This is a genomic window from Komagataeibacter xylinus (assembly GCF_004302915.1).
GTDB lineage: Bacteria > Pseudomonadota > Alphaproteobacteria > Acetobacterales > Acetobacteraceae > Komagataeibacter > Komagataeibacter xylinus_C.
Genome location: NZ_QQBI01000001.1, coordinates 312,462 through 339,461 on the forward strand (window position 1 = coordinate 312,462; position 27,000 = coordinate 339,461).

At 64.4% G+C, this 27,000-nt stretch carries 23 protein-coding genes; 10 read left to right on the forward strand and 13 right to left on the reverse strand.

Annotation, left to right across the window (positions count from 1 at the left end):
• Window positions 1-28 precede the first annotated feature (28 nt).
• Window positions 29-817 carry a DsbA family protein gene (locus DV027_RS01405; protein ID WP_130730170.1) on the forward strand — a complete coding sequence of 263 codons (789 nt, stop codon included), beginning with the start codon at window positions 29-31 and terminating at the stop codon, window positions 815-817.
• Between the two features lie 101 nt (window positions 818-918).
• Here DV027_RS01405 and hemA read toward each other — a convergent pair whose 3' ends face one another.
• Together hemA and DV027_RS01415 are read right to left on the reverse strand one after the other, a co-directional pair.
• Window positions 919-2,220, reverse strand: coding sequence for a 5-aminolevulinate synthase (gene hemA / locus DV027_RS01410; RefSeq protein ID WP_130730171.1), 1,302 nt, complete (start codon window positions 2,218-2,220; stop codon window positions 919-921).
• Window positions 2,221-2,386: 166 nt separating this feature from the next.
• Window positions 2,387-2,851 carry a hypothetical protein gene (locus tag DV027_RS01415; RefSeq protein WP_130730172.1) on the reverse strand — a complete coding sequence of 155 codons (465 nt, stop codon included), beginning with the start codon at window positions 2,849-2,851 and terminating at the stop codon, window positions 2,387-2,389.
• Window positions 2,852-2,985: 134 nt separating this feature from the next.
• On the opposite strand from DV027_RS01415, the gene DV027_RS01420 reads away from it, so the two are divergent.
• Genes DV027_RS01420 through DV027_RS01430 form a run of 3 tightly spaced genes read left to right on the forward strand, consistent with a single transcriptional unit; the run spans window position 2,986 to window position 7,186 of the window.
• Entirely contained in the window at window positions 2,986-4,908 is a 1,923-nt protein-coding gene (locus DV027_RS01420; RefSeq protein WP_130730173.1) for a transketolase-like TK C-terminal-containing protein, read from the forward strand.
• Window positions 4,909-4,940: 32 nt separating this feature from the next.
• Entirely contained in the window at window positions 4,941-5,963 is a 1,023-nt protein-coding gene (gap, locus tag DV027_RS01425; protein ID WP_130730174.1) for a type I glyceraldehyde-3-phosphate dehydrogenase, read from the forward strand.
• Window positions 5,963-7,186 carry a phosphoglycerate kinase gene (locus DV027_RS01430; protein ID WP_130730175.1) on the forward strand — a complete coding sequence of 408 codons (1,224 nt, stop codon included), beginning with the start codon at window positions 5,963-5,965 and terminating at the stop codon, window positions 7,184-7,186. Before gap ends, DV027_RS01430 begins: the two co-directional genes overlap by 1 nt.
• A gap of 136 nt (window positions 7,187-7,322) precedes the next feature.
• Here the strand turns inward: DV027_RS01430 and DV027_RS01435 are convergent, their stop codons facing one another.
• From DV027_RS01435 to DV027_RS01445, 3 genes are all read right to left on the reverse strand, one after another.
• Window positions 7,323-7,625: a hypothetical protein gene (locus DV027_RS01435; protein WP_130730258.1), complete on the reverse strand. Its 303-nt coding sequence runs from the start codon at window positions 7,623-7,625 to the stop codon at window positions 7,323-7,325.
• Window positions 7,626-7,782: 157 nt separating this feature from the next.
• Window positions 7,783-9,669 carry a hypothetical protein gene (locus DV027_RS01440; protein WP_130730176.1) on the reverse strand — a complete coding sequence of 629 codons (1,887 nt, stop codon included), beginning with the start codon at window positions 9,667-9,669 and terminating at the stop codon, window positions 7,783-7,785.
• 162 nt (window positions 9,670-9,831) lie between these two features.
• Window positions 9,832-10,476 (reverse strand): class I SAM-dependent methyltransferase, encoded by a 645-nt coding sequence (locus DV027_RS01445; protein ID WP_130730177.1) that lies wholly within the window; start codon window positions 10,474-10,476, stop codon window positions 9,832-9,834.
• Window positions 10,477-10,562: 86 nt separating this feature from the next.
• On the opposite strand from DV027_RS01445, the gene DV027_RS01450 reads away from it, so the two are divergent.
• From DV027_RS01450 to DV027_RS01475, 6 genes are all read left to right on the forward strand, one after another.
• Complete coding sequence (locus tag DV027_RS01450; RefSeq protein WP_130730178.1) at window positions 10,563-10,964, forward strand: VOC family protein; 402 nt, start codon at window positions 10,563-10,565, stop codon at window positions 10,962-10,964.
• Window positions 10,965-11,037: 73 nt separating this feature from the next.
• Complete coding sequence (gene dapF, locus DV027_RS01455) at window positions 11,038-11,862, forward strand: diaminopimelate epimerase (protein WP_130730179.1); 825 nt, start codon at window positions 11,038-11,040, stop codon at window positions 11,860-11,862.
• Entirely contained in the window at window positions 11,859-13,106 is a 1,248-nt protein-coding gene (gene mtaB, locus DV027_RS01460) for a tRNA (N(6)-L-threonylcarbamoyladenosine(37)-C(2))-methylthiotransferase MtaB (RefSeq protein ID WP_130730180.1), read from the forward strand. The genes dapF and mtaB overlap by 4 nt, the downstream gene beginning before the upstream one ends.
• 1 nt (window position 13,107) lies before the next feature.
• A complete protein-coding gene (ftsY, locus tag DV027_RS01465; RefSeq protein ID WP_130730181.1) occupies window positions 13,108-14,106 on the forward strand; it encodes a signal recognition particle-docking protein FtsY in 999 nt (332 codons plus the stop codon).
• Window positions 14,107-14,590: 484 nt separating this feature from the next.
• Window positions 14,591-16,027 (forward strand): carbohydrate porin, encoded by a 1,437-nt coding sequence (locus DV027_RS01470; RefSeq protein ID WP_242621681.1) that lies wholly within the window; start codon window positions 14,591-14,593, stop codon window positions 16,025-16,027.
• A 113-nt stretch (window positions 16,028-16,140) separates the two neighbouring features.
• The gene (locus DV027_RS01475; protein ID WP_130730259.1) at window positions 16,141-17,445 is read left to right on the forward strand and encodes an MFS transporter; all 1,305 of its coding nucleotides are present in this window, start codon (window positions 16,141-16,143) and stop codon (window positions 17,443-17,445) included.
• A 534-nt stretch (window positions 17,446-17,979) separates the two neighbouring features.
• Here DV027_RS01475 and DV027_RS01480 read toward each other — a convergent pair.
• The 8 genes from DV027_RS01480 to DV027_RS17350 all read right to left on the reverse strand — a co-directional run bounded on the left by DV027_RS01480 (window position 17,980) and on the right by DV027_RS17350 (window position 27,000).
• Window positions 17,980-19,170: a zinc-dependent alcohol dehydrogenase gene (locus DV027_RS01480; protein WP_130730183.1), complete on the reverse strand. Its 1,191-nt coding sequence runs from the start codon at window positions 19,168-19,170 to the stop codon at window positions 17,980-17,982.
• Between the two features lie 189 nt (window positions 19,171-19,359).
• Window positions 19,360-20,100: an ABC transporter ATP-binding protein gene (locus DV027_RS01485; RefSeq protein ID WP_408884440.1), complete on the reverse strand. Its 741-nt coding sequence runs from the start codon at window positions 20,098-20,100 to the stop codon at window positions 19,360-19,362.
• Window positions 20,097-21,113 (reverse strand): FecCD family ABC transporter permease, encoded by a 1,017-nt coding sequence (locus tag DV027_RS01490; RefSeq protein WP_408884441.1) that lies wholly within the window; start codon window positions 21,111-21,113, stop codon window positions 20,097-20,099. The genes DV027_RS01485 and DV027_RS01490 overlap by 4 nt, the downstream gene beginning before the upstream one ends.
• 2 nt (window positions 21,114-21,115) lie before the next feature.
• Complete coding sequence (locus tag DV027_RS01495) at window positions 21,116-22,120, reverse strand: ABC transporter substrate-binding protein (RefSeq protein WP_207303392.1); 1,005 nt, start codon at window positions 22,118-22,120, stop codon at window positions 21,116-21,118.
• Window positions 22,121-22,387: 267 nt separating this feature from the next.
• Entirely contained in the window at window positions 22,388-25,282 is a 2,895-nt protein-coding gene (gcvP, locus tag DV027_RS01500; protein WP_130730186.1) for an aminomethyl-transferring glycine dehydrogenase, read from the reverse strand.
• Window positions 25,283-25,316: 34 nt separating this feature from the next.
• Complete coding sequence (gcvH, locus tag DV027_RS01505) at window positions 25,317-25,682, reverse strand: glycine cleavage system protein GcvH (RefSeq protein WP_110569413.1); 366 nt, start codon at window positions 25,680-25,682, stop codon at window positions 25,317-25,319.
• A gap of 47 nt (window positions 25,683-25,729) precedes the next feature.
• Window positions 25,730-26,863, reverse strand: a complete 1,134-nt coding sequence (gene gcvT / locus DV027_RS01510) for a glycine cleavage system aminomethyltransferase GcvT (protein ID WP_130730187.1) — start codon at window positions 26,861-26,863, stop codon at window positions 25,730-25,732.
• Complete coding sequence (locus DV027_RS17350; RefSeq protein WP_165399085.1) at window positions 26,860-27,000, reverse strand: hypothetical protein; 141 nt, start codon at window positions 26,998-27,000, stop codon at window positions 26,860-26,862. Before DV027_RS17350 ends, gcvT begins: the two co-directional genes overlap by 4 nt.

A 27,000-nucleotide genomic window follows, 5' to 3' on the forward strand; every position in this document is an offset into this window, starting at 1 on the left:
TATCGCGACATGACAACGGAGCAAACCCGTGACTTTTCTTTCGCCCCGCCACAACCGGCCACGCCTGCTGCCCACCCTGCTCGCCACGGGGGCAATGCTGGCTGCCACGGCGGGCGCGGGCAGGGCTGCGGAGGCACAGGCCAGCTTCACCCCCGCCCAGCGGCAGGAAATTGTCGAGATCATGCGCAACGCGCTGAAAACCGACCCCACCATCCTGTCAGACGCCATTGCCGCCCTGCGCACCAGCGCCAACGCCGCCCAGCAGAACGCGGCCCGCTCCGCGCTGGAAAGCCACCGCGCCGACCTGACCACGCCCACTGCTACCGATGGCGTGCTCGGCAATGCCTCCGGCCAGACCACCGTTGTCGAATTCTATGATCCCCGCTGCCCCTACTGCCGCAAGGTGCTGCCCGATCTCGACCGCCTGACGCGCGAGAACAGGGACCTGCGGATTATCGAAAAGGTCATTCCCGTGCTCGGCCAGCCCAGCCTGATTGCATCGCAGGCGCTCGTGGCGGCCTTCGTGCAGGGTGGCCAGGCGGCCTATTTCCGCATGCAAAGCGTGGTGATGAATGATTCCGTGCAGCCCACGGTGGAGCGCATGCGCACGCTGGCCACCCAGGCGGGGCTGGATGCCACCCGGCTGGTCAGTGACATGAATGGCGCGAAGGTCACGTCCATCCTGCAGGCCAACATGGAACTCGCGCGCGCGATCGGGCTCGATGGCACGCCCACCTTCGTGTTCAATGCCCGCCAGATCATTCCCGGCGCCGTCAGCTACGATGACCTGAAAAAGGCCATCGCGCAGAACCATTAAGGAAGAATAGAAGTTTCGGGGCGCCGCCTTTTTTCAACAAGGCGGCGTTCTTTTTTAAAAAAAGCTTCGCCAGAAACTTTTTCCTGTTTCAGGGCGTTGCCTCAGGCCATGGCCACGGCAGTGGCATCGGCCAGGTCATTGACCCGCAGCAGGTGGCCAAGGGCCGCCACCATCTCGTCCATCATCGCATCCGTATGGCGCGGCCCCGGCGTGAGGCGCAGGCGCTCGGTGCCCCGCGGCACGGTCGGGTAGTTGATGGGGGTGGTGTACATGCCGTAATCATTGAGCAGCCGGTCGCTCAGTTCGCGGCAGCGCCGGGCATCGCCCACGGGGATGGGCACGATATGGCTCGGCGTCATGTTGAATGGAATGCCCGCCGCCCTGAGCTTGGCGCGGAAGGTATCGACACGCTCGAAAATGCGCTCGCGCCGCCAGTTATCCTTGCGCACCTGCTTCACGCTGGCCAGCGCCGCCGCCACGACCGCAGGCGGCAGCGCGGTGGTGAAGATGAAGCCAGAGGCGCTCAGGCGCAGATATTCGACAATATTGCTCGAGGCGGTGATGTAGCCGCCATGCACGCCAAAGCCCTTGGCCAGCGTGCCCTCGATGATGTCAACCTGATCGGCCACGGCATCGCGCTGCGACACGCCGCCGCCCTGCGCGCCATACAGGCCCACGGCATGCACTTCATCAAGGTAGGTCATGGCGCCGTATTTACGCGCCAGCGCGCACGTGCCCGCGATGTCGGCTATGTCACCATCCATCGAGTACACGCTCTCGAAGGCGATCAGCTTGGGCGCATCCTTCGGCGCCGCGGCCAGCTTGGCCTCAAGGTCGGCCAGGTCGTTATGCTCGAAAATGACCGTGCTCGACCCGCGCGCGCCCTTGATGCCCGCAATCATGGAGGCATGGTTCAGCCGGTCGGAAAAGCAGATCCAGCCGGGCATGCTTGTCAGGATGGTCTGGAGCGATGCCTGGTTCGAGACATAGCCCGAGCCGAACAGCAGCCCTGCTTCCTTGCCATGCAGGTCGGCCAGCTCCGCCTCCAGCGCGGTGTGCACCGGGCTCGTGCCCGCGATGTTGCGCGTACCGCCCGCGCCCGCGCCATGCTCATGAATGGCACGGATCGCGGCCTCGACCACGACGGGCTCGACCCCCATGCCCAGATAATCATTGGAGGACCAGACCACGACCTCCCGGTCTTCGGGGCAGGCGGGGGTGGACGGCGTGGGCGCGGTCTCGGGCTGCTCGTATAACGGGTAACGGTCGGCCAGCCGTGACAGGGGCGTAAACTGCCGGTATCGCCCCTGGGCGCGGATATCGGCCAGCGCCGTCTGGCAGAACCGGAAAAACGGATGCCCATCCACATGATTACTGGACACTGCTGGTTTTCTCCATGGCATACCCCGATCGTGTTTACGGGGCCTTCATTCATTACGCCCACCGTGCGGGGTGGCCCTGGGCCGGGGGGATGCAACCGCCCCTTACTGGCGCCAGGGCTGGCGGTTAACCACCGGCAACGGGGCCTTTATGGCATGACGGGGGCGGAAATTGCAAAACCGCATTGAACTACTCGACGTAAATGCAGACCTGCGTTGCGCTGCCGGCGGGCACGCCCCGGGCGTCCATCTCGGTCTGGGCCACGCCCGCGCCCGCGTCCATCACCGCCTGGAGCACCGGCTGGCCATCCGTGTCCACCGCCGCCTTCATGTCCGGCAGGCCGCTGGCGCTCCCCACCGGCACGTTGACCACGATGGTGAACAGCGCGTTGGGCTTGCGCGAGAGCGCATCGGCCACGGCGGCCCTGACCGCGGGCTGCCACTGCGCGGGCGGCGTACCCGCCACGATGGTGACAAGCGGCGGCGTGGTGATGGCCGCCACCCTGGGCACCGGCACGGCGGGCAGCTGTGGCGGGTCGCCTGCGTGGCGGTTGAAGGTTTTCTGGCTGACCAGCCGGCATCCGCCCATGGCTGGCAGGCACAGGGCCGCCACGATAATGGCACGGCGGGCAAAGCGGGGAGACGGACGGGGCATGACCCGCTACCGATACAGTATCCGCCCCGCCGGGCATAGGGGCGCGTGCAGCAATGTTGCCGCAGCGCACGGGGCGCAGTAACAGTACCCCACCGGCTCCGACCGATCATCCCCCGCCCCATGGACGATGCCGCATGCCCGAAGACCAGGAAGCCCTCGCACTCTCGCCTGCCCCGCCACCAGCAGCCCCTGCCATGCCCGAGCGGCTGGCGACGGCGATCCGCCATGCCATCGGCGTGCATGAAACCGACCGGCGGCATGCCCCGCACGCCCGGGTCATGGCCGGGCTGTGCGCGGTGCTGTGGAGTCGCTTCCTGCGCTTCGACCCGGCCAGCCCCGACTGGCCGGATCGTGACCGCCTGGTCATCTCCTCGCCCCGCTACCGGGTGCTGCCGCGCATCATGGCCGAACTGTCGGGGCAGGTCTCGCGCCCCGGCCTGCCCGCCGCGACCGACCGGCAGGCCTGCGGCCCCAACGGGCAGGGACTGGGGGCCGCGATCGGCATGGCGCTGGCCGAGCAGAAGCTGGCCGCCCGCTTTGGCCGCTCGGTGGTCAACCACCGCATATGGGCGCTGGGGTGCTGGAGCGAGCTTTCCACCGGCGTGGCGCTGGAAAGCGCCGCCCTGGCCGGCCAGCTCGGCCTTGACCGCGTGACCCTGGTGGTGGGCCTGTGGAGCACCGAGCGCGAGGAGGTGGACACCATCCTGCCGCGCTACAGCGCATCGGGCTGGTCGGTGCGCAAGGTCGATGCAGGCAATACCGAACAGATCGCAAGCGTCATCGCCTCCGCCCAGCGCACGCATAAGCCCTGCCTGATTGCATGCATCGCCCCGCCCGAAACCGACCCGCCACCGCCATTTGCCGATGATCCGGGCCTGTGGGCCGGGGCCGCGCGCCGGGGGGCGAGCGCACGGCGCTCATGGCTGCGCCGCCTGTTCAAGGACCGGCAGAAAGCCGAGTTCGAACGCATGGCGCGCAACCAGCGCCCCGCCTTCTGGCAGCCTGACTGGCAGCGTTCATGGCGCGAGCACAGCGCGCTGCTGGCCCGCGCCTCGCCCGCCTTCTCGGCGCAGCGCGGGCTCGAAACCCTGCATGAACTGCTGCCCGAACTGACCTGCCTGCGCTCGCGCCAGGGCATGATGCCCGATTTCTCCGCCCTGCGGCGCAGCAGTGGCGAGCCCGATCTTTCCTGCGGCACGCAGGTGCATGGCATGGCCGCTCTGCTCAACGGCATTGCGCTGCATGGCGGCCTGCTGGCCTTTGGCGCCACCACCATCATCGCGGTGGACCGCATGCGCCCCGCCCTGCGCTACGCCGCCATGACCGGCCAGCAGGTGATCTACCTGCTCAGCGATGACGACCTGCCGCGCGGCACGAACGCGGGCGGCTGGCGGCCCGTCGAGCAGCTGGCCAGCCTGCGCGCCATGCCCAACATGGCGCTGTTCCGCCCCGCCGACCACCGCGAGACCATGGAATGCATGGAACTGGCGCTGCGGCGCACGACCGGGCCGAGCCTGCTGGTGCTGGAATCCGCCCCCTCGATTGCCGCCACCGTGCCCGAGCGCGAACAGCACGGCCTGACTAACCTGTGCGCGCGCGGCGGCTACGTGCTGGCCGAGGCCGAAGGCCCGCGGCAGGTCACGCTGGTGGCCACGGGGCATGAGGCCATCGTGGCGCTGGGCGCGCGCGCGCTGCTGCGCGCGGCGGGCATCGGGGCGGCGGTTGTATCACTTCCGTGCTGGGAACTGTTCGCCGCCCAAAAAATGACGTATCGTGCTGCCGTGCTGGGAACAGCGCCCCGGATCGGAATCGAGGCCGCATCGGGTTTTGGATGGGATCGCTGGCTTGGGCCGGACGGGCTGTTCGTGGGGATTGACGGGTTCGGGGCCACCCCCATGCCCGATGCGCCCGACAGTCTGGCCGACATCACGCCGGAGCGGATCTGCCGCGACGCCATGCGGCTGCTCCACGCCCATGCCGGAACCGCGATGGAAACCGTGGGAGGAAACGGCGCGCCTCCACCACCCGGGCTGGCATCGCTTGATGCCAGCATGTGAACATGTCTGACCCTTACGGAGATAATAAGAACATGGCTGTTAAAGTCGCAATAAACGGTTTTGGCCGCATTGGTCGCCTCGTGCTGCGCGGCATCATTGAAAGCGGGCGCACCGACGTGGTGCCGGTCGCGATCAATGACCTTGGCAGCGTGGCCGACAACGCGCACCTGCTGTCCTATGACAGCGTGCACGGGCGCTTCCCCGCCGATGTGAAGGTCGAGGGCAACCAGATCATCATCACGGCCAATGGCCGCACCTATGCCCCCATCACCGTCTCGGCCGAGGCCGACCCCACCAGGGTGCCCTTCAAGGGCGTGGACGTGGCGCTGGAATGCACCGGCCGCTTTACCGACAAGGAAAAGGCCGCCCAGCTCATTACGGCAGGTGCGCGCAAGGTGATCGTGTCCGCCCCGGCATCAGGCGTGGACGCCACCATCGTGTACGGCGTGAACCAGGACGTGCTGACGCCTGACATGACCGTCATCTCGAACGCGTCATGCACCACCAACTGCCTCGCCCCGGTGGCCAAGGTGCTGGATGACACGTTCGGCATCGAATGTGGCTACATGGTCACCATTCATTCCTATACCGGCGACCAGCGCACGGTGGACACGCTGCACAAGGACCTGCGCCGCGCACGTGGCGCCGCGCTGAACATGATCCCGACCTCGACCGGGGCCGCGCGCGCCGTGGGGCTGGTGCTGCCGCACCTCAAGGGCAGGCTCGATGGCACCGCCATCCGCGTGCCGACCCCCAACGTGTCGCTCGTCTCGCTCGACTTCGTGCCCAAAAAGGCCCCGGCCTCCGTCGAGGAAGTGAATGCAGCGCTGCTGAAAGCCTCCGAGTCGGGCCCGCTCAAGGGCATCCTTGCCTACAACACCGCGCCGCTGGTCAGCACCGACTTCAACCACTCGCCCGCCTCCTCCACCTTCGATGCCACCCAGACGGCGGTGATCGATGGCGGCAAGCTGGTGCGCATCTGCAGCTGGTACGACAATGAGTGGGGCTTCTCCAACCGCATGGCCGACACGGCTGCCGTATTCGGGGCACTGTAATGGGCGCGGCAAGCTTCAAGACGCTGGATGACCTTGATGCCACGGGCAAGAAGGTTCTCCTGCGCGCTGATCTGAACGTGCCGGTGCGCAACGCCCAGATCACGGACGCCACGCGCATCCTGCGCCTGCTGCCCACCATTCAGGAACTGGCCCAGAAGGGGGCGAAGGTGATTGTTGTCAGTCACTTCGACCGCCCCAAGGGCAAACCGGTGCCTGAAATGTCGCTTGGCCCCATTGCCGATGCGCTGGGCGATGCGCTGGGCCGGCCGGTCACCTTTGTCGATGACTGCACCGGCCCCAAGGTGCAGCAGGCCGTGGACGCCATGCAGGATGGCGACGTGGTGGTGCTGGAAAACACCCGCTTCTACCCCGGCGAGGAACAGAACGACCCGGCGCTGGCCAAGGAATTCGCAGCATTGGCCGACTATTACGTCAATGATGCGTTCTCCGCCGCCCACCGCGCCCATGCCTCGACCGAGGGCGTGGCCCGGCTGCTGCCCTCCTTTGCAGGCCGCCTCATGGAGACGGAACTCAACGCGCTCAACATAGCGCTTGAAAACCCCGCCCGCCCGGTGGGCGCCATCGTGGGCGGGGCCAAGATCTCGACCAAGCTCGACCTGATCGGCAACCTGCTTGAAAAGGTGGACATGCTGATCATTGGCGGCGCCATGGCCAACACCTTCCTTGCAGCACAGGGCGTGGATGTGGGCCGCTCGCTGCAGGAGGCCGAGATGCACGACACCGCGCGTACCATCATGGCCAAGGCGAAGGAAAAGAACTGCGAGATCATCCTGCCGGTTGATGTCGTGACCGCGACCGACTTCAGGGCGGGCGTGCCCACGCGCACGGTGCCGGTCAATGCCATTCCGGCTGATGCCATGGCGCTCGACGTGGGGCCGGAAACGGTCAGGCTGATCAATGAAAAGCTCACCACGCTGAAAACGCTGGTCTGGAACGGCCCGCTTGGCGCGTTCGAGGTCTTGCCGTTCGATACGGCTACCAATGAAGTCGCGCGCGAGGTGGGCCGCCTGACCGATGCGGGCGCGCTCAAGAGCATTGCAGGTGGTGGCGATACGGTCTCCGCCCTGCGCCATGCGGGGGTGGAGAAGCATATCTCCTACATCTCGAGTGCGGGGGGCGCCTTCCTTGAATGGCTGGAAGGCAAGACGCTGCCCGGCATCATGGCGCTTGAGGCCGTGTTTGAACGGGCCATGCCCATCTGAGCAGCCACGCCGTTACGTGAAGGAAGGGACCATCGTGAGGTGGTCCCTTTTTTCATGAACAATACTTTGAAATGACAGAAGTTTTGGTGAAGCTTTTTAAAAAAACGGCAGCACCCGAAAACTTCTCTTTTTGCCCCTAGCGGTTGTAGGGGTTGGTATCCACCCGCACGGCCTTGCCGGTGCGGTCGTAATACAGCACGGCGGTGCCGCGTTTTTCGGCATAGCCATCCGGCTCGCCGGTGGGCGTCCAGAACAGCAGGCGGTTCACGTCCGGCTGTTCCTTGACCCTGTCGCCCTTGGGGATGAAGCGGTACTGGCTGTAATCCATGTGCAGGGTGGGCAGCGGCGGCTTTTTGGAAAGCTGATGCATGGTGGCATGGCGCTGCGAGGCCTCGCCGGGGTCTTCATTGCCTGCATCGGCATGGCCGCCTTCCGCCATGGCCACACCCGGCGCGACAGCAGCGCCCAGCCACGCAGCAAGGACCAAATGCCGTAACCTGATAGACATGAGCGCAGGCCTTTCCGTTCTTCCCGATTGCGGGGCCACCATCCCCCTTTTCCCGGCCTGACGCAATATCCGCCGTGGCACGCCTGCCTTACTGGAAAGGCAGGTAGCGGAAATCGAAGAAGATCTCGCTCAGGCTGGTCGTGGGCGCGCCGCCCATGCCCCCCCATGTATGCACCCGCGAATAGGCCAGCTGCGTGCCCGCCTGCACCGTGCCGTACTGGCCGTGGATGAAGCGGTACCATGCCCCGATGGTGAACTCCTCCACCGAGCGGATATTGGCGGTGCAGCCGCCAAGGGCTGCGGAGTTGAGGTCGGAGCCTTCGGTCATGCAGCCCGTGTTGTCGGCGTTGGGATTGCCATAGCCATAGCTGCCGCCATCTTCATCAAAATAGCTGCGGCCCGAGCGCTGCATGCCGAAATAGCCGTACACGTCGATCACCTTGTTGGGATGCGCGATCACGCCTGCCGTGGTCTGGGCGCTTGACAGCAGGGCGGGCGCGCCATTGGCGCGCAGCGTGGCGTCAGGCAGCAGCACCGAGCCGTAGCGGCCAATGCCCTTGCCCGCCAGGCCCGCCAGCCGCACTTCCAGCCGGTGGGGTATGACCGGCAGGATCATCGAGCCACCCGCCCCCCAGGCGATGGCGGTATGGTTCTCGCCCACCCCGTTGATGACCGAGCGGTCATGCGGGAAGTGGACCACGCCCTCGACCTCGTAATGGCCCCATGAGGGGTCCCATGCCAGCTTGCCGATGACGTCGGGCGCGATCTCGTTGGAATAGTTGGTGGTGGCGCTGCTCAGCCCCACGCCGTTCGAGCCGAGCTTGGCGTAGCCGCCATTGGCCAGGCTGTATTCCCCGTTGTCGCCTGCGGCACTGAAGCCGGTGGTGTCATAGATGGTGGCCGGGTTCTCGATCGACAGGCCCGCCCACAGGCGGTGCTTGAAGAAATCCTTGACCAGCCGCACCTGCCACTGCCGCGACCAGGTCTGGCCCGCGAGGATGGAGGATTCAATCGTTTCGGGCAGGCTTTCTTGGCGGGGCACGATGCCCACGCGGTCGGGCGTGAGCATGGTCCAGGCCTGGCCGATGAGGAAATGCGTGTTCGCGCGTGAATCATCCAGCGTCAGGTAAGCCTGCCGCAGCCGGGGCACGTAGGAATTGCTTTCATACGGGTTGGTGGTCTCGGCACTCGCGCCAAAATCGGTTTCCACAAAGCCCGCCACGGTCAGGTGCGGGTTGAGCTGCCCGCGCGCCATGAGCGAGAAGCGCGAATACCGCGCATCGCCATTGAAGTTGGTGGTGTGGTAATTCGAGCTGTCGCGGAAGGGAATGGCATTCCAGTAGTTGAAGATGCCCGATGACACCTGACGGTTCTCGACCAGCGCCGCCGCATCGAAGAAGCCACCCAGAATGATCGCCACCGGGCCAAGGTGGAACACCTTGCTGCCCAGCGCACCCGCCGACTGCGCGCCCACCGTCTCGCGGTTGTGGGGGCCGACATTGTTGTTGGCCATGTGCGAGATCAGGTCTTCCTCGCGGTGCGCCACCACGGATTCAACCGTGGGCTGGTCACCAAGGGCCGATGTGGGGTCGGAATAGCCACCGATATGGGGGCGGCCCACCGGCTCGCCTGTCGCCGCCTGCTGCGTTGCATGGCCTTCCACCGGCACCCAGCCGCCGCGCACATGCCCGCCCGAGCCCGTGACCTCAAGCGGGTGGCCCGCGCCGCCGCCACCTGCCGCCGACGTGCCGCCGATGCGGGCGCGGTGCTGGGCGATCTGCTGGTGCATGGCGGCGAGTTCGTTCTGCAGGGCCTGCTGCTGCTGCTGCAGGTGGGCCATCTGGCGCTCCATGATATCCAGCGATTCGGGATCCTCATCGCCCCATGCAGCAGCCATGGGCACCAGAACGGAACACAGCATGAGCAGGCTGGCCAGACGGCCGGCGGGCTTGCCGGAGAGGAACGGAATCTGCATGTATCGCCAGGAGGCCCCATAACAGGTTTAAGACAGGATGTGACAAAACATGTCCGGCAGGCCGGGTAAATGATAATTTGTTTTAATAAGTCGCGATCCGCCGCACCGTGCTGTTTGCGCCACGCGCATCATGGCGGAATATGGCCGCCCTGGCAGCCAATGTTACAAAATGTCAGGGCGGCGGGCCGTCAGCGCCATGACCGCATCCTTCCAGAACATGTCTTCTGGCGCGGGGGTCACGCTGCCGGTATCTACCGGGCCGAAACCCGCGCGCTGCAACAGCACGCCGAGCATGCGCCCGCGATCAGCAGGTTCGAGCGCCTGCCACAGCGCCGTGGCCTTCTGCGGTATGAAGCGCTCGCCATAAGTCATGATGATCAGGCCTCCGGGCTGTAGCACGCGGGCCACCTCGCGCAGCACCTGCACCGGCTGGCGCAGGTAGGGCACCACGTCGCACAGCAGTGCGGCATCCATGCTTTCATCGGCAAGCGGCAGGTCGGGGGTTTCGTTGATGTCCTCCACCACGCGGTCGGTCAGGCGGGGGTTGGCATCAAGCGCCTGCGCGTTGACGCCGATGCCGATCACGCTGTCGAATTCCATGTCGGGCGGCAGGTGGCTGTCGGGGCCTGCCATCAGGTCGAGGATGTTGCCATCCTCGGGCAGGAGCGTGCGATAGAGCGCGGTGATGGCCGTCTGCGCGCCCTGGTCAAGCTGGGGGCCGGTGGGCCTGCGCGAATAGAACAGCGTATCGGACTCAGGAGAGGCGACGGTGAAGGAATGCGGGTGAAACCCGTGCAGGTCGTTCATGAATGTGCCAGACAGTGCAGGTGTAACAATGCGATACGGGGTGGGCGTATCACGCCCCGTGCCGTGGAGAACAGGAGAAAAGCCGAATGGCCCGCATGATCCATTCCATGATCCGCGTACTTGATGAAGCCGCGAGCCTTGCCTTCTATGAAACCGCCTTCGGCCTGAAAGTGGCCGACCGGCTTGTTTTTGATAGCTTCAGCCTCATCTACCTGTCGAATGACGAACAGACCTTCGAGCTGGAACTGACCGTAAACCACGGCCGCACAAAGCCTTATGACCTGGGCGATGGCTACGGGCACCTTGCCGTATCGGTGGCCGATGTCGATGCCGAGCATGCCCGGCTGACCAAGGCGGGCCTTGCGCCGCTGGCAGTGAAGGACATGTCGTGTGGCGAGCGCTTCGTGGGAAGGTTCTTCTTCATAACCGACCCCGATGGCTACAGGATTGAAGTGCTGCAGCGCGGAAAGCCGGGGCGTTTTATCTGATCGGGCTTGCAAGCAGGCGCGGGCGGTGCCATCCCGCTCGCATAAAGGGGTGGCGAACCGCTATACAGGACGGATGATGACCGGTTTTTTGAAAATGCACGGGCTGGGCAATGATTTTGTGGTGGTCGATGAGCGTACGCAGCGCCATGACCTCACGCCTGCCCGCATTGCCGCCCTGTCCGACCGGCATACCGGCATCGGCTGCGACCAGTTTGTCATCCTGCGCCCGGCCTGTGCCGAGGGTGCTGATGTGTTCGTGCGCTTTTTCAACGCCGATGGCTCGGAATCCGGTGCCTGTGGCAATGCCTCGCGCTGTGTTGCCGACCTTGTGGCGCGTGAAAGCGGGCGCACCAGCATCGGCCTGCAGACCCGCGCGGGCGTGCTGCCCGCCAGCATCGTGCGCCCCGGCATGGTCACGGTGGATATGGGCGTGCCCGCACAGGGCTGGGAAGATGTGCCACTGGCCCAGGCCACGGACACGCTGCACCTGCCCATTGCGGGCGACCCGGCGGCGGTGTCGATGGGCAACCCGCATGCCACCTTCTTCCTGCCTACGCCCGATGCGATGGACCCGTGTACAGCAGGCCCGGAACTCGAGCATCACCCGCTCTTTCCCCAGCGCGCCAATATCGGCTTTGCCCATGTCACCGCGCCGGACGCCATGCGCCTGCGCGTGTGGGAGCGTGGCAGCGGGCTGACGCGCGCCTGCGGCTCGGGCGCGTGCGCCGCCGTGGTCAACGCCATACGGCGCGGGCTGGTGGAGCGTAGTTGCACGGTGGCGATGGATGGTGGCGAACTGCGCATTACGTGGCGCGAGGCGGACGGCCATGTGCTCATGACTGGCCCTGCCGTGACCAGCTTTACGGGCCACTTCAACCCTGAAGACTACCCACGATGAAAAAGCCCGAAATCCTCACCTTCGGCTGCCGCCTCAACACTTATGAGAGCGAGGTGATGCGCAACCACGCAGCAGGCCTGGACAATGTGGTGATCGTGAACACCTGCGCGGTCACGGGCGAGGCCGAGCGCCAGGCCCGGCAGGCCGTGCGCCGCGCCCACCGCGAGCGCCCCGATGCCCGCATCGTGGTGACCGGCTGCGCCGCCCAGATCGACCCCGCGCGCTGGGCCGCCCTGCCCGGCGTGACCCGCGTGCTGGGCAACCGCGAGAAGCTGGAGGCGGCAAGCTGGAGCGAGATGGCGCTGGGCGAAGGCCATGCCGTGTCCGACATCATGGCGGCGCGTGAAACCGCGCCGCATCTGGTGACCGAATTCGCCGGCCGCACCCGCGCGTTTGTGGAGGTGCAGCAGGGCTGCGACCACCGCTGCACCTTCTGCATCATTCCCTTTGGCCGCGGCCCCTCGCGCTCGGTGCCGGTGGGGGCCGTGGTGGAGCAGGTGCGCGCCCTTGTGCGCTCGGGCTACCGCGAGGTGGTGCTGACGGGTGTGGATATTACCTCATGGGGGCACGACCTGCCGGGCAAGCCGCTTTTGGGGCAGTTGTGCCGCAGGCTGCTCGCCCTCGTGCCCGAACTCGAGCGGCTGCGCCTCTCCTCGGTCGATCCGGTTGAGATTGACGAGGATATCTGGACGCTGCTCGAAGGCGAGCCACGCTTCATGCCCTACCTGCACCTGTCACTGCAGGCGGGCAGCGACATCATCCTCAAGCGCATGAAGCGCCGGCACCTGACCGCCGATGCGGCCGCTGTCGTGGCGCGGGCGCGCGCGTTACGCCCCGATATCGGCATCGGGGCGGATATTATTGCAGGCTTCCCGACCGAGGATGACGCGCTGTTTGAACAGACACTCGAATTCGTGCGGACCAACGCCCTGCCCTACCTGCACGTCTTTCCCTATAGTGAGCGCCCCGGCACGCCGGCGGCGCGCATGCCCGCCATTGCGGTGCCCGAGCGCAAGGCGCGCGCGGCACGGCTGCGCGCGGCAGGCGCACAGGCGGCACGCGCGTTTCATGAACGCCTGCGCGGGCGCACCCTGCGCGTGCTGATGGAAACCGACACGGCGGGCCATTCGGAAGAATTCGCGCCCGTGCGGCTGGTGGAAGGCGCCGTGTCGGGTGCGGGGCGGATCGAGACGGTGCGCCCGGTGGCGGTTGACGATAACGGACTGGTGGCGGAAATTCCCTGATATGGCTCTTGGCTTCTTTTCACGTCTCAAGGCGGGGCTTTCACGCTCCACGCAGAAACTCAGCGGCGGGCTGACCGCCGTCTTTACCCGGCGCAAGCTTGATGACCAGGCGCTCGAGGACCTCGAAGACCTGCTGATCTCCGCCGATCTTGGGCCCAGCGTTGCGGGCAAGGTGATCGAGTCCTTCCGCCGTTCCAAATTCGGCAAGGAAGTGACCGACGAGGAAGTGCGCTCTGCGCTGGCAGAGGAAATTGCCACCATCCTCCAGCCCGTCGCCATTCCGTTCGAGCCAGACCCGAAGCACAAGCCGCATGTGGTGCTGGTGGTGGGCGTGAACGGCACGGGCAAGACCACCACCATTGGCAAGATGGCCCGCTATTATGGCGAGCAGGGCAAGAAGGTGATGATGGTGGCGGGCGATACCTTCCGCGCTGCCGCCGTCGAGCAGTTGCAGGTGTGGGGCGAGCGCACCGGCGTGCCGGTGATTGCGGGCAAGCCCAATGCCGATGCGGCGGGGCTTGCGTTCGAGGCCCTCAAGCGCGCCACGGCGGAAGAGGCTGACCTGCTTCTGGTCGATACCGCGGGCCGCCTGCACAACAAGAGCGCACTGATGGAGGAACTGGCCAAGATCATCCGCGTCATGCGCAAGTTTGATGAAAGCGCGCCCCATTCCGTGCTGCTGGTGCTCGATGCCACCACCGGGCAGAACGCGGTGGAGCAGGTGCGGGTGTTCAAGGAACTGGTCAACGTGACCGGGCTTGTGGTGACCAAGCTCGATGGCTCGGCGCGTGGCGGCATTGTGGTGGCGCTCGCCGATGCGTTCGGCCTGCCGGTGCATCTGGTGGGCGTGGGCGAACAGGCCGAGGATCTCCGCCCCTTCTCCGCCGAGGCATTCGCCAAGGGGCTGGTGGGTGATTCCATCAAGGTGGTTGAACGGGACGAGCCCCCCGCCACCGAAGCGGACGAGACGCCCGAAGCCGGTCAGCCGCCTGCACAGTAATCCTGTGAGGATAAAAGACAAAAGTTTCCCGGTGCCGCCTTTTTAAAAAAGGCGGCATTCTTTTGGGGTGTTTTGAAAAAAGCCCACCAGAAATTTCTTTATCATTAAAACGCTTCGATATCTTTCCAGGTAAAAAATACATATATATATTTTCAAGGCCGCCTGCTGGCAGGATAATGTATCTTTTTTGGCTATTCTTCTTCTGAAAAATACTTTTATCAATCCCTGACGTGTTCATGGCCTGCTTTGCAGCACAGGCTTCTGCTGATTGCGACTTCAGGCATGTTTGATGGGCGGAAAGTTACCAGAAATATATATTCATGAACATTTGTTAATAATTTTATTTTAAATAGCGCGGATTTTACATCAATTCACGCTCACTTTATTAAATATGTGCAAAATATTACAAATTAATTAGATTTTATAATTTGAAGTCAATTATGAAAATAATGCAATTATCGGGAAATTCTGGAACGGATTCCTCGTGAAGCAAATACTGACATCGATTGCTTTGATTTTCATAGTCGTGATCTGCATTGATGATGCGTTTGCCCAGAGTGAAACCTCCAAATCCCTGCCCGTCGAGCTTGAACCCTATTCCGCCCATGCCTTTCCACTTGAAGGATGGGGCAACGCCGTGGTTGACCCGCAGGTGCCCACCCTGCACGGCGCGCCGCATCTGCTAGGCCAGTGGTTTGGTGCGCGCCGGTGGCTGAACAGGCATGGCCTGTACCTCAACTTTGCAGTCAATGAAGAATTCATGGGCAACGTGCGCGGCGGGCGCACGCGCTCCGACGTGCTGGCAGGCCAGGTGGCCGGTGAACTCGATATCGACTGGCAGCGGCTTGCGCATGTAAGCGGGTTATGGACCCACATGCTCGTCATCAACGGCCACGGCCGCAACTTTGGCTACAACCTGGGTGATTCGGTCACCAACCCCGAGCAGATCTATGGCGGGCGCGGCAATGTGGTGGCGCATCTGGTGGCGCTGTATGCCGAAAAGACGTTCCTGCACAAACGGATCGTTGTTTCCGGCGGTGACATTCCGACCGGCAGCTTCTTTGCCTATGACTACGTGGCCTGTTCTTTCATGAACGTGTCGGTGTGCAGCAATTTCGCGCCGGGCAAATACGTGCCGGGCGGGCGTGACTGGCCCTCGGGCAATCTGGGCGGGGTGCTGCGCGTCTTCCCGGCCAAGAAAGTCTATCTCATGGGGGGCATCTTCATGGTGTCACCCCATTCCTATAACGGCGGCATTTCAGGCTGGGCGCTGGCCCAGAGCGGGATGAGCAAGGTCACATCACAGGTCGAACTGGGCTGGATGCCGTGGTTTGGCAAGCATTCGCTGCGCGGCAACTACAAGCTTGGCGCGTGGTATGACAATTCGCGCTACCCCAACCTCTATGCCGATATTCATGGCAACTCCTTCCAGCTTACGGGCCAGCCGCGCCGCTATGAGGCAGGCATGAGCACGGCGTGGTTCATGTTCGACCAGATGCTGGTGCGCAATGGCCCCGGCGTGGCGGAGGGGCTGGTGGCGGTGGGGGGTGCCGGCTATTCGCAGGGCAACCTCGTGGCCATGCGTGACCATGAATGGCTCGGCCTTGTCGAATCAGGCTCGCCGTGGCACCGCAGGCAGGACCAGATCGGGGCCATGTTCCAGCACATGGACATGAGCAGCACGCTGTCATTGCAGCAGGAATCATCACGCGCGCTGGGCCTGCCCTACCTGAGCAACCAGTGGGGGCCGGTATGGGGCGTGCAGCACTGGGAAAATGTGTACGAAGCGTTCTACAGCACGCACGTGCTGCGCAATTCCACCACCATGCAGTTTGACTTCCAGTACCTGCAACACCCCGGCGCCACCACAACCTTCCATGATGCCGCCGTGCTTGGCATCCAGTTGACGGCCAACCTGTAAGGACGCGCGGGCCAGACGGTGGAAACGGGCGCGGTCCGGCATTCCGTCGCCTTGTCGTTTCACAGCCACATGATAGCGTGCGCCTGAACTGGCATTTCATGGAAAGCAGGATGATGGAAAACAGGCAGGCGCTTTCCGTAAAGGAAAAGATGGCCTACGGCTGTGGGGATGCTGCCTCCAACATGATGTGGGGCATGACATCATCTTACCTGATGTATTATTATACGGATATATATGGCCTGCCGCTGCCTGCCGTATCGTGGATACTGCTGGTGGCGCGTGTTGTCGATGCCTTCTGCGATCCGGCCATCGGCTATGGTGTTGACCGCATCGGCGGTCTGATCGTGCCGCGCCTGATCCGCTTCCTTGCCATTCCCTTTGGCCTGACGGGCTTCCTGTGTTTTCTGGCCCTGCCACTTTCCCCCATGGGGAAAGTCATGTGGGCTGGAGCAACCTATATCGTGTTTGGCGCCATCTATTCCTGCATCAATACGCCCTATGGTGCGCTGGCCGTCATGATAAGCCGCTCTGCTACAGGGCGCGTTGGCCTTAATGCCTTCCGCATGATGGGTTGTCAGGCCGGATCGCTGCTTGTGGCGCTGCTGACCATTCCTGCCATCACATGGCTGGGTGGGGGCGAGAGTGCGGCGCAACACCGCTATGGCATGGCGGTTTATGTGCTGGCGCTGTCGGTTCTGGGCAGCTTTTTGTGGCTGTGCGTGGCGCGTGGCTGCACCGTGCGGCATCCACCAGCACCCGTCCGGCAGAACCTTATGGTCACGCTGCGCCATCTTTGTGGAAACCGGCACTGGGTGCTGAGCAACCTGCTCGCATTCTTTTATTTCGTGGGGCAGGCGGCCCTGTTCGGGTTTGTACTGTATTACGCCCGCACCATTCTGGGTGGCACGGAGCAGCTGGGCGCCAATATCATTACCTTCATCACCGTCCTGCTGTTTGCAGGCGTGCCCGCCTGCCTTCCGCTTGCCCGGCGCGTGGGCAGCGTCCGCAGCGGCATCATATGCCTGAGCGTGCAGGGGGCGGCCTACCTGATGATGGCTGCGGCGGGTGCATCCATGGCTGGTTTCTTGCTGTCCGTAGCACTTCTGGCGCTGGCGCAGGGCGTGATGTCTCCGCTGTATTACACCTTACTGGCGGAAGCCGTGGATAATGGTGATCCGCGCACCTCGACCGGAGCAGCTGGCCTAGCGTATTCGATCAACACATGGGTCACGAAACTGGCAATGGGGCTGACCGGATTCGTTCTGGCGCAGTTCCTGTCACAGGGCCATTACATCGAGGGTGGGGCTGCGCAGCCACCGGGACTGTGCGCATGGATCATGGCAGGATTTGTGTGGCTGCCACTGGGCGCAGTCTGCATGCAGGCGCTGTGCCTTCTGGCATGGCGCGGCAGGGCGTGACCATCATGTCAGCGCTGTAACTGAAGGAGGCCTGATCAGGCCTGCCCGGTCAGGTGCGCGCGCAAACAGACAGGTGGCACGAGCCTCGGCGGCATGCCCGTGTGTGTCTCCTTGCCGCAGTGCGGCACATTTCCGGAAATGAATGGGCCTGGCCGCTTTCCGGTATCCCTTTCATAATCGAGGAGGCAGCGCGCGAGCGTGGCAAATATCGGCGGACAATGACAGTTCCGCTTTCCTGATGCCATCTGTGAACTCCATTACATTGAAACAAACCCCTGCAGGTTCATGCCCTCCGGTCTATCGTGGCAGGACCAGGCTGAGCATTCAGCCCGCATTTCGCTTGAGCAATCTGAATCCCTTCCGGAGCCTTTCGACTTCCTTGCCGAAGGTCAGGCCGGCTTCCGTCGCAGGCTTGATGCCGAAAGGGAAGCTGGGCGTGATCCATGCGATGCGATGTGCTTCGTCCTGTATTTCACGACCACACTACGGTGGTGATCCGCGGATAGCAGCCCTCTGCCATTCCACCTGGCATCCTCAATGACTGCCCCCATGCGGGTAAAACACCACCTTGATGCAGTCATCCTTCTTGTCGCGGAATTTCTCGTAAAGCGCAGGCCCCTCCTCAAGGTTGGCGGAGCGATGGCTGATGACGAAGGAGGGGTCGATCTCGCCGTTCTGGATGCGCTCAAGCAGGGGCTGGAGGTATTTCTGGGCATTGGTCTGGCCCGTGCGCAGGGTCAGGCCCTTGTTCATCAATAGCCCGATCATGACCGGCCCGAGCGCACCTGCGTAAACGCCGGGCATCGACACGATGCCGCCGGGTCTGCAGCCCAGAATGGCCTGGTTGAGCGCAAAGGGCCGCTCGAGCGTGGTGGCCGAGAGCAGGGCCGAGCCGACCTTCTGCATCATGGTATCCGCGCCATGGGCTTCCATGCCCACCGCCTCGATCACCGCATCCGGCCCCAGCCCGTGGGTCATGGCAACGAGGGTCTCCTGAATGTTCTCGGTGCCAAAATCGATTGTCTCGGCGCCCGCAGCGCGTGCCATGGCCAGCCGCTCGGGCACTTCATCTATGGCGATAACCCGCTTGGCCCCGAGCAGGAAGCATGAGCGGATCGCCATCTGCCCCACCGGGCCGCAGCCCCATATGGCGATGGTCTTTTCGGCCTCGGGCGTAATGTCGCAGTATTCTGCGGCCTGATAGCCGGTGGGGAAGATATCGGACAGGAAAAGCACCTGATCATCGCTCAGCCCTTCGGGCACAATGATCGGGCCAATATCGGCATGCGGCACCCGCAGGTATTCCGCCTGCCCGCCGGGAAAACCACCCGTGATGTGCGAATAGCCAAACAGTCCCGCCAGCGGGTAGCCAAATGTCTCGGCCTGCTGGCGGCCATTGGGGTTGGTGCGCTCACAGCAGCTCCAGTTGCCCCATTTGCATTGACGGCACGCCCCGCACGAGATGGTAAAGGGCACCACAACCCGGTCACCTACCGTAAGGCGGGTGTTGTCGCGCCCCACCTCCACCACCTCGCCCATGGTTTCGTGGCCAAGGATGTCGCCACACTGCATGGTGGGCATCATGCCATCCATCAGATGCAGGTCGGAGCCACAGATGGCGCAGGCCGTTACTTTGATGATGGCGTCATGCCCATCCATAATGACAGGATCAGGCACGCTTTCGCAGGTGATCTTGCCTTTTTTCTGCCAGGTCAGTGCTTTCATGGGAAAACGTCCTGCTTGAAGGGGATATCAGGCAGACGCATGGGGGGCGGTATGGTTTGCTGACCAGCTCCAGAAAAGCGCTCCGGTCGCGGAATAATCGTGATGAAAAACAGAAGTTCTTGGGTGCCCTCTTTCTTCAAAAAGGCGGCGTTCTTTGAAGTTTTTTGAAAAAAGCTTCACCAAAAACTTTTACTCCAGGGGTCTGGTTTCGCGTGGGGCGTAAAGCCGTTCCAGCATGGAAGGCCCCAGCACCTCGGCCGCAGGCCCGTCGGCCATGATCCGCCCCTGTCGCAGCGCAATGGCACGGCCGAACACGCAGGCAGCGGCAAGCGGGTCATGCGTGGTGGCCACGATGGCATGCCCCTGCGCGGCAAGCTTTTGCAGCAGGGCGTAAAGCCGCTGCTTCTGCCCGTAATCCAGCCCGGTTTCCGGTTCATCAAGAATGAGCGTGCGCGCACCTTGCGCCAGCGCGCGGGCCAGCAGGGCCGCCTGCCGCTCCCCGCCTGAAAGTTGGGTATAGGGCCTGTCCGCCAGATGGATGATGCCCAGCGCATGCAGGGCCTGCGTCACCTCATCGCGGTCATGGCGGGGCAGGCCCGGTGCAAAGGGCGTTTCCGCCAGGCGGCCCATGCCCACAATATCGCGCACGCTATAGGGAAAGAGCGGCACATGCCCCTGCGGCACATAGGCGATGCGCCGCGCCACCTCGCGCCGTGACCAGGCCTGCATGGGCCGGCCCTCCAGCAGCACCTGCCCTGCCCCCGGTCGCGCCAGCCCCAGCAGCAGGCGCAAGAGCGTGGTCTTGCCCGCGCCGTTATGGCCGAGCAGCGCGGCCATCTCCCCTGCCCTGATGCCAAATGACAGGTCATGCAGCACAATGCGCCCGGCATGGCTGAAACTGACATGATCCATGCACAGCACGACACTCATGCCCGCCACCCCCGTCGCAGCAGCGGCAGCACGGCCACGAACAGCGCAACACCGAGCAGGTCGGCAATCAGGCCCACGGGAATTTCCTCAACTGAAAGCGTGCGCGCCAGATCATCGCACACCAGCAGGAACATGCCGCCAAGGCAGGCACTCGTGGGCAGTACGCGCATGTTGCATGGCCCCACCAGCAGGCGTGCCACATGCGGCACCACCAGCCCCACCCAGCCAATCATGCCCGCAACCGAGACCGTGAGCGCCGCCAGCACGGTGGCCGCCCCAATCACGCCATAGCGCAGCGCCATGACCGGAATGCCCAGCGTGCGGGCCTCCTCATCGCCCATGGCCAGGCCATCGAGCATGCGCCCGCAGGCGCTGAGCAGCACGATGCCCACCACAACCGGCCCCACCATGACGCCCAGCGCATGCGGCGTAACCTGCGTGAGGCTGCCCAGCAGCCAGAACACGATGTCCGGCAACTGGTTCTGCGGGTCGGCAATGTATTTGAGCAGCGACAGCAGCGCCGTGAACAGCGCCGAGCTGATCAGCCCGCCAAAGACCAGCATCAGCATCGACGCCGCATCGAACAGATGCGCCACCCCCACGCCACAGGCCACCGCCAGCAGGCCACCCAGAAAGGACAGCCCGCCCACACCGGCAGGCCCAAGCCCCCACACAATGCCCAGCGCCGCCCCGGTGCCCGCCCCCGCCAGCACGCCCAGCAGGCCCGGCGAGACCAGCGGGTTGCGAAACACCGCCTGATACGCGGCCCCCGCTACCGAAAGGGCAGCCCCCACGCAGATCGCCCCGCCAATGCGCGGCAGGCGGGCGCCAAACACCACGCTATGCACCATATGCGCCTGTGGTGTATCGGCCTGTGCCACCAGCCCCAGGCTTGCGGCCAGCGCGTGCAGCACCTGCGCGGGCTGCACCGCAAAGCGCCCGATACAGGCCGAGAAAACCGCAAGCCCCACCAGCACGATAATCGCCAGTGCCGCAGCCGTCAGTCCGCGCAGCCTCAAGGGGCGCTGCCCGGCACGGGCTGCGGCGGCTGGCCTGCAAGGATGCGCCGCGCGTCGTCCTCGGTCAGGTTGTAGTGGAAATAGGTACGGTAGAAGTCGCGCGTCAGCGCCACGGGGTCGATGTCGTCAAACAGGTCGGGGTGCAGCGTTTTCGCCGCCCAGCTGATCTGCAGCGGCAGTTCGCTACCGTAGCGATCCCACGGGAACACGCCAGATGGGTTGGCATGGACCAGCCCGTTGCGCACGGCGTCCAACCGTTGCCACAGCCCGCCATCGGCAGCGGGATCGATGGTGCCGCAATCAGGGCCGAGGATGATGACATCAGGGTTCCACGCTGCCACCTGCTCGGGCGTGACCGGCTTCATGTTGCCGCTCACCCCGGTTGCGGCATTGCGGCCCCCGGCCAGCGTGATCCATTCATCCACGATGCTGCCCGCCCCATCCACCCGCAGCGGGTGCAGCGACTGGATGTGCAGCACGCGCGGGCGCGCCGCCCCGGGCACGTTGGCAAGACGCTCGCGCACGTCATTGACCGTCTGCTTCATCATGGTGCGGTAATGGGTGGCGGTGGCGTGCGCATGCTCGGTGCCGAGGGCCGCCGCCGTCATGTCCACCACGCGCAGCAGGCCATCGACATCCTGAAACGAGGAGACCAGCACCGGAATGTCCACCGCGCCAAACGCCGTAATGGCCGCCGAGGCCTGCGGCACGAATACAAGATCCACCTGATCGCGCAGCAGGGATTCCGCATTGACCTGCGGCCCGTTGACCACCCGCGCCTGCGCAAGTGCCGGAAACACCCGGTACATCCACGGCCGTGCCTGCGGGCTGTCCACCGTCATGACAATCTGCTGCACGCCACCAAGCATCAGCAGCAGTTCGTTATGGGCAAACCACAGATCGGCAATGCGGGCAGGATGGTCGGGCACGGCCTGCACGTGGCCTGCCATGTCGGTAATTTCGCGCGCCGTGGCGGGATGGGCCGCGAGGCCCGCTGCCATGACGCATGCCAGCGCCCCCGTGGCTACAGTGCATCTGCCCCAGTTCACAATCCTGTCCCCTGAGCGGTTATTATATCCTTGCAGATATATAGACTAACCGGCCCGGCGCAATCAGCCCCACAGAGGTTTCCTGAAACGGCAATCCAGAAAACATCTTGGAAACATAAGGAAGTTTTTGGTGAAGCTTTTTTCAAAAAGCTTAAAAAAATGCCGCCTTTAAAAAAAAGGTGGCACCCAAAAACTTTTACTGTTTTTTAAATCAGCCTGTCAGGCCTCGTAAGTGCTCATATCGGGGCAGGAGCAGATCAGGTTGCGATCGCCATAGGCATTGTCCAGCCGGTTGACGGGCGACCAGTATTTGCTCGCCGGATGCACCGCACCGGGCAGGCAGGCGCTCGCGCGGTCATAGGCCCGCGTCCAGTCGGGGTCGGTCAGGTCGCGCACGGTGTGTGGCGCATGGCGCAGGGGGCTTTCCTCAATGGTGAGTTCGCCAGCCGCAACCGCGCTGATTTCCTTGCGGATGGCAATCATCGCATCACAGAAGCGGTCCAGTTCGGCCCGGCTTTCGGACTCGGTCGGCTCGATCATGAACGTGCCCGCAACCGGAAAGCTGACCGTGGGCGCATGAAAGCCATGGTCAACCAGCCGCTTGGCAATGTCATCGACCGTCACCCCCGTCTCGTCCTTGAGCGGGCGCAGGTCGATGATGCATTCATGCGCAACACGGCCATTGGCCCCCTGGTACAGCACCGGGTAATGGGCCGCGAGGCGGGTGGCGATGTAATTGGAGTTCAGGATCGCGACCTCGGTGGCGCGTTTCAGCCCGGCATCCCCCATCATGACCATGTACATCCACGAAATGGGCAGCACATCCGCCGAGCCGAAGGGCGCGGCCGAAATGGCGTTGGCCCCGCCATCCTGCGGCGCACCCGGCAGGTAGGGAGCCAGATGCGCCCCCACCCCGATCGGCCCCATGCCGGGGCCACCGCCGCCATGGGGAATGCAGAAGGTCTTGTGCAGGTTGAAGTGGCTGACATCGCCGCCATACACGCCCGGCTGGGCAAGGCCCACCTGCGCGTTGAGGTTCGCGCCATCAACGTAAACCTGCCCGCCTGCCGCGTGCACCAGTTCGCAGATCTCGCGCACGTTCTCCTCGAACACGCCATGGGTCGAGGGATAGGTGATCATGATCGCGGCCAGCGCATCGGCGTGCTTTGCAATCCTGGCCTTCAGGTCTTCAATATCGACATTGCCGTTGCTGTCGCATGCCACGACCACCACCTTCATGCCCGCCATCTGGGCCGAGGCCGGGTTGGTGCCATGGGCCGAAGCCGGGATGAGGCATACATCACGCCCCACATCGCCACGTGCGCGATGGTAGCCGCGAATGGCCATCAGCCCCGCGAACTCGCCCTGCGCGCCGGAATTGGGCTGGAGCGAGACCGCCGCATAGCCGCTGATCTGGCACAGCATGCGCTCCAGATCAATGAACAGGCGGGCATAGCCGCGCATCTGCTCGGCTGGCGCGAAGGGGTGGATGTTGCAGAATTCGGGCCACGTGATCGGCAGCATCTCCGCCGTGGCGTTGAGCTTCATGGTGCACGAGCCCAGCGGGATCATGGAGCGGTCGAGCGCCAGATCCCGATCAGCCAGGCGGCGCATGTAGCGCAGCATGTCGGTTTCCGACTGGCAGGCCGAGAAGATCGGCTGGGCCAGAAGTTCGCCCGTGCGCACGAGGCTTTCGGGGATGGTGCTGCCTGCGGTGGAAAGCCCGGCCTCGACCTGTGCCACGCGGGCCGCATCGCCACTGACCGCCGCCCATATGGCGCGCACCGTGTCCGGAGTGGTGGTCTCATCAAGGCTGATGCCCACATGCGCGCCATCGACCCGGCGCAGGTTCATGCCCGCATCAAGCGCACGCCCCATGACCGCATCGGTCTGTGCGCCGGTGCTGACCGTCACGGTATCAAAGAACGCCTGCGTCACCACCTCGGTGCCGAGCGCGCGCAGGCCAGCGGCAAGGATGGTGGTGAGTTTGTGGATGCGCGTGGCAATGGCCCTAAGCCCCACCGGTCCATGATACAGCGCATACATGGACGACACGATGGCGGGCAGCGCCTGCGCCGTGCAGATGTTCGATGTCGCCTTCTCGCGGCGGATGTGCTGCTCGCGTGTCTGGAGCGCCAGGCGGTAGGCGGGCTTGCCGCGCGAATCGATCGACACGCCCACGATGCGGCCGGGAATGTTGCGGCGGAAGGCATCGCGCACCGCCATATAGGCCGCATGCGGGCCACCGGCCCCCATGGGCATGCCGTAGCGCTGCATGGAACCCACCGCAATATCGGCCCCCAATGCGCCGGGGCTTTGCAGCAGCATCAGCGCCAGCGGGTCGGCGCACAGGGCGGCAATGGCACCGGCTTCGTGCAGCTTTTCAATCCACGGGCGCGGGTCGCGCAGTTCACCTGTCGAGCCGGGATACTGGAACACCGCGCCAAACACGGCCTGCGCATCGAGGTCGGTGGCGGGGTCACCCACCACGACCTGCCAGCCCAGCGGCTCGGCGCGGGTACGGATGACGGCGATGGTCTGCGGATGGCAGTTGGCATCGACAAAGAAAGCCTGCGCCTTGCTTTTGGCCACGCGGCGGGCCATGGCCATGGCCTCGGCGGCGGCGGTGCCTTCATCGAGCAGCGAGGCATTGGCCACGTCGAACCCGGTCAGTTCGATCACCAGCGTCTGGAAATTGAGCAGCGCCTCGAGCCGCCCCTGGCTGATCTCGGGCTGGTAGGGCGTATAGGCGGTGTACCACGCCGGGTTCTCCAGCACGTTGCGCTGGATGACGCCGGGCAGGATGGTGTCGTAATAGCCCTGGCCGATCAGCGAGGTCAGCACCCGGTTTTCGCTTGCCATGCCGCGCAGCCGGGCCAGCGCCACATGCTCGGGCACGCCCGCGCCAAGGCCCATGGCGCCATCAAGGCGGATGGAACCGGGCACGGTCTGGGCCATCAGGGTGTCGAGCGTATCCGCCCCCACCACGCGCAGCATGGCCGCCACGTCATGTGCATCGGGGCCGACATGCCGGGCGCAGAACGCCCCGGCGTCAGCGCCCGTATCTTGCCACAGGGAAGAAGAACCGCAGGAAGAAGACGTCACGGCCAGCATACTCCGTCAGAGATGGGAACGGGGGAAAGAGAAATCAGCCAACCAGCGCGGTGTAGGTGGCGTGATCCATCAGCCCTTCAAGCTGGGTGGCGTCCGCAATGGTCATGCGCACGATCCAGCCTTCGCCCTCGGGGTCGCGGTTGATGAGGGCCGCGTCATCGGTCAGCGCATCATTGAAGGCCAGCACGTCGCCCGTGACGGGGGCATAGATGTCGGATGCCGCCTTGACGGATTCGACCACCGCCACGCTATCGCCCTGCTCCACGGTGGTGCCGGGGTCGCGGGCTTCGGAGAACACGATTTCGCCCAGTTCATTGGCCGCATGCGCCGTAATGCCGACCACGGCCACATTGCCTTCAACGCGCAGCCACTCGTGTTCCTTGGTGTAATAGACGGTCATGTCCGTGCTTCCTTGATGTGAATATGGGTTTGAAAAAACAGCAAAAACTAGCGCTTGAACGTAGCGGGCACGAAGGGCAGCGCCACGACCGCCACAGGCAGCAGCCGCCCGCGCACGCTGGCGAACAGCCGCGTGCCCACCGCCATATGGTCGGCAGCCACATAGCCCATGGCCACGGGGCCACCCACGCTGGGACCAAACGCGCCTGACGTCACACGACCGGCGGGCACCTGCCCCGCCTCATCGGCAAACAGTTCCGCGCCACCACGCACCGGGGCGCGGCCTTCGGCGCGCAGGCCCACACGGCGGCGCGTCGTGCCATCGCCCAGCTGGTCGGCCACGATCCGCGCGCCGGGGTAGCCACCCGCACGCGCGCCACCGGGCCTGCGGCTTTTCTGGATGGACCATTCCAGCGCACCTTCCACCGGGGTGGTGGTCAGGTCGATATCCGCGCCGTACAGGCATAGCCCCGCCTCAAGCCGCAGGCTGTCACGCGCGCCAAGGCCCGCAGGGGCCACACCGGGCTGGGCCAGCAGGGCGCGGGCCACGGTTTCGGCCCCCTCATTGGCCATGCCGATTTCATACCCGTCCTCACCGGTATAGCCCGAGCGCGAGACGATGCAGTTCACGCCCGCAAGGTCCATTTCCGCCACATCCATGAAGCGCATGGCGGCAGCTGCGGGGTTCAGGGCAGCAAGGGCTGCCTCGGCTGCAGGCCCCTGGAGTGCGATCAGCGCGCGCCCATCCAGCATCTCGACCATGCAGGTTTCATTCAGGGCCTTGTGCACATGGGCGAAATCGGCCGCCTTGCAGGCAGCATTGACCACGAGCAGCAGCCACTCGCCCATGTTGGTGACCATCAGGTCATCGCTGATGCCGCCATCATCGGTGGTGAACACGGCATAGCGCTGGCGGCCGGGCTTGAGGCTCGCAATATCGGCAGGCACCAGCGCCTCGAGTGCTGCAGCGGCATCGGCAATGTTGCCCGAGCGCGGGCGGATGCGCACCTGCCCCATATGCGAGACATCGAACAGCCCCGCCTGACCGCGCGTGTGCAGGTGCTCGGCCATGACGCCGGCGGGGTACTGCACCGGCATGTCATAGCCTGCAAACGGCACCATGCGGGCGCCGAGTTCGATATGAAGGTCGTAAAGCGGGGTGCGCAGCAGGGGCTGGGTCATGCGGGCAGGGCCTTGTGCGGGTCCACAGGCACGCGCGCGGCCCTGCATGGCAGGCATGCGGGCGGGCAGGCACGAAACGCGCCAGCGGAACAGGTCGGGGAAAATGCGGGGAACACGGTAACGAACGGTGCAGGCAT

Bases quoted from the DNA above. Each gene is read 5' to 3' on its own strand.
- hemA (WP_130730171.1), bottom strand. From the start codon at position 2,220: ATGCCATGGAGAAAACCAGCAGTGTCCAGTAATCATGTGGATGGGCAT.
- DV027_RS01415 (WP_130730172.1), bottom strand. From the start codon at position 2,851: ATGCCCCGTCCGTCTCCCCGCTTTGCCCGCCGTGCCATTATCGTGGCG.
- DV027_RS01420 (WP_130730173.1), top strand. From the start codon at position 2,986: ATGCCCGAAGACCAGGAAGCCCTCGCACTCTCGCCTGCCCCGCCACCA.
- gap (WP_130730174.1), top strand. From the start codon at position 4,941: ATGGCTGTTAAAGTCGCAATAAACGGTTTTGGCCGCATTGGTCGCCTC.
- DV027_RS01430 (WP_130730175.1), top strand. From the start codon at position 5,963: ATGGGCGCGGCAAGCTTCAAGACGCTGGATGACCTTGATGCCACGGGC.
- DV027_RS01435 (WP_130730258.1), bottom strand. From the start codon at position 7,625: ATGGCGGAAGGCGGCCATGCCGATGCAGGCAATGAAGACCCCGGCGAG.
- DV027_RS01440 (WP_130730176.1), bottom strand. From the start codon at position 9,669: ATGCAGATTCCGTTCCTCTCCGGCAAGCCCGCCGGCCGTCTGGCCAGC.
- DV027_RS01445 (WP_130730177.1), bottom strand. From the start codon at position 10,476: ATGAACGACCTGCACGGGTTTCACCCGCATTCCTTCACCGTCGCCTCT.
- DV027_RS01450 (WP_130730178.1), top strand. From the start codon at position 10,563: ATGGCCCGCATGATCCATTCCATGATCCGCGTACTTGATGAAGCCGCG.
- dapF (WP_130730179.1), top strand. From the start codon at position 11,038: ATGATGACCGGTTTTTTGAAAATGCACGGGCTGGGCAATGATTTTGTG.
- mtaB (WP_130730180.1), top strand. From the start codon at position 11,859: ATGAAAAAGCCCGAAATCCTCACCTTCGGCTGCCGCCTCAACACTTAT.
- ftsY (WP_130730181.1), top strand. From the start codon at position 13,108: ATGGCTCTTGGCTTCTTTTCACGTCTCAAGGCGGGGCTTTCACGCTCC.
- DV027_RS01475 (WP_130730259.1), top strand. From the start codon at position 16,141: ATGGAAAACAGGCAGGCGCTTTCCGTAAAGGAAAAGATGGCCTACGGC.
- DV027_RS01480 (WP_130730183.1), bottom strand. From the start codon at position 19,170: ATGAAAGCACTGACCTGGCAGAAAAAAGGCAAGATCACCTGCGAAAGC.
- DV027_RS01485 (WP_408884440.1), bottom strand. From the start codon at position 20,100: ATGAGTGTCGTGCTGTGCATGGATCATGTCAGTTTCAGCCATGCCGGG.
- DV027_RS01495 (WP_207303392.1), bottom strand. From the start codon at position 22,120: ATGGCAGCGGGCCTCGCGGCCCATCCCGCCACGGCGCGCGAAATTACC.
- gcvP (WP_130730186.1), bottom strand. From the start codon at position 25,282: ATGCTGGCCGTGACGTCTTCTTCCTGCGGTTCTTCTTCCCTGTGGCAA.
- gcvH (WP_110569413.1), bottom strand. From the start codon at position 25,682: ATGACCGTCTATTACACCAAGGAACACGAGTGGCTGCGCGTTGAAGGC.
- gcvT (WP_130730187.1), bottom strand. From the start codon at position 26,863: ATGACCCAGCCCCTGCTGCGCACCCCGCTTTACGACCTTCATATCGAA.
- DV027_RS17350 (WP_165399085.1), bottom strand. From the start codon at position 27,000: ATGCCTGCACCGTTCGTTACCGTGTTCCCCGCATTTTCCCCGACCTGT.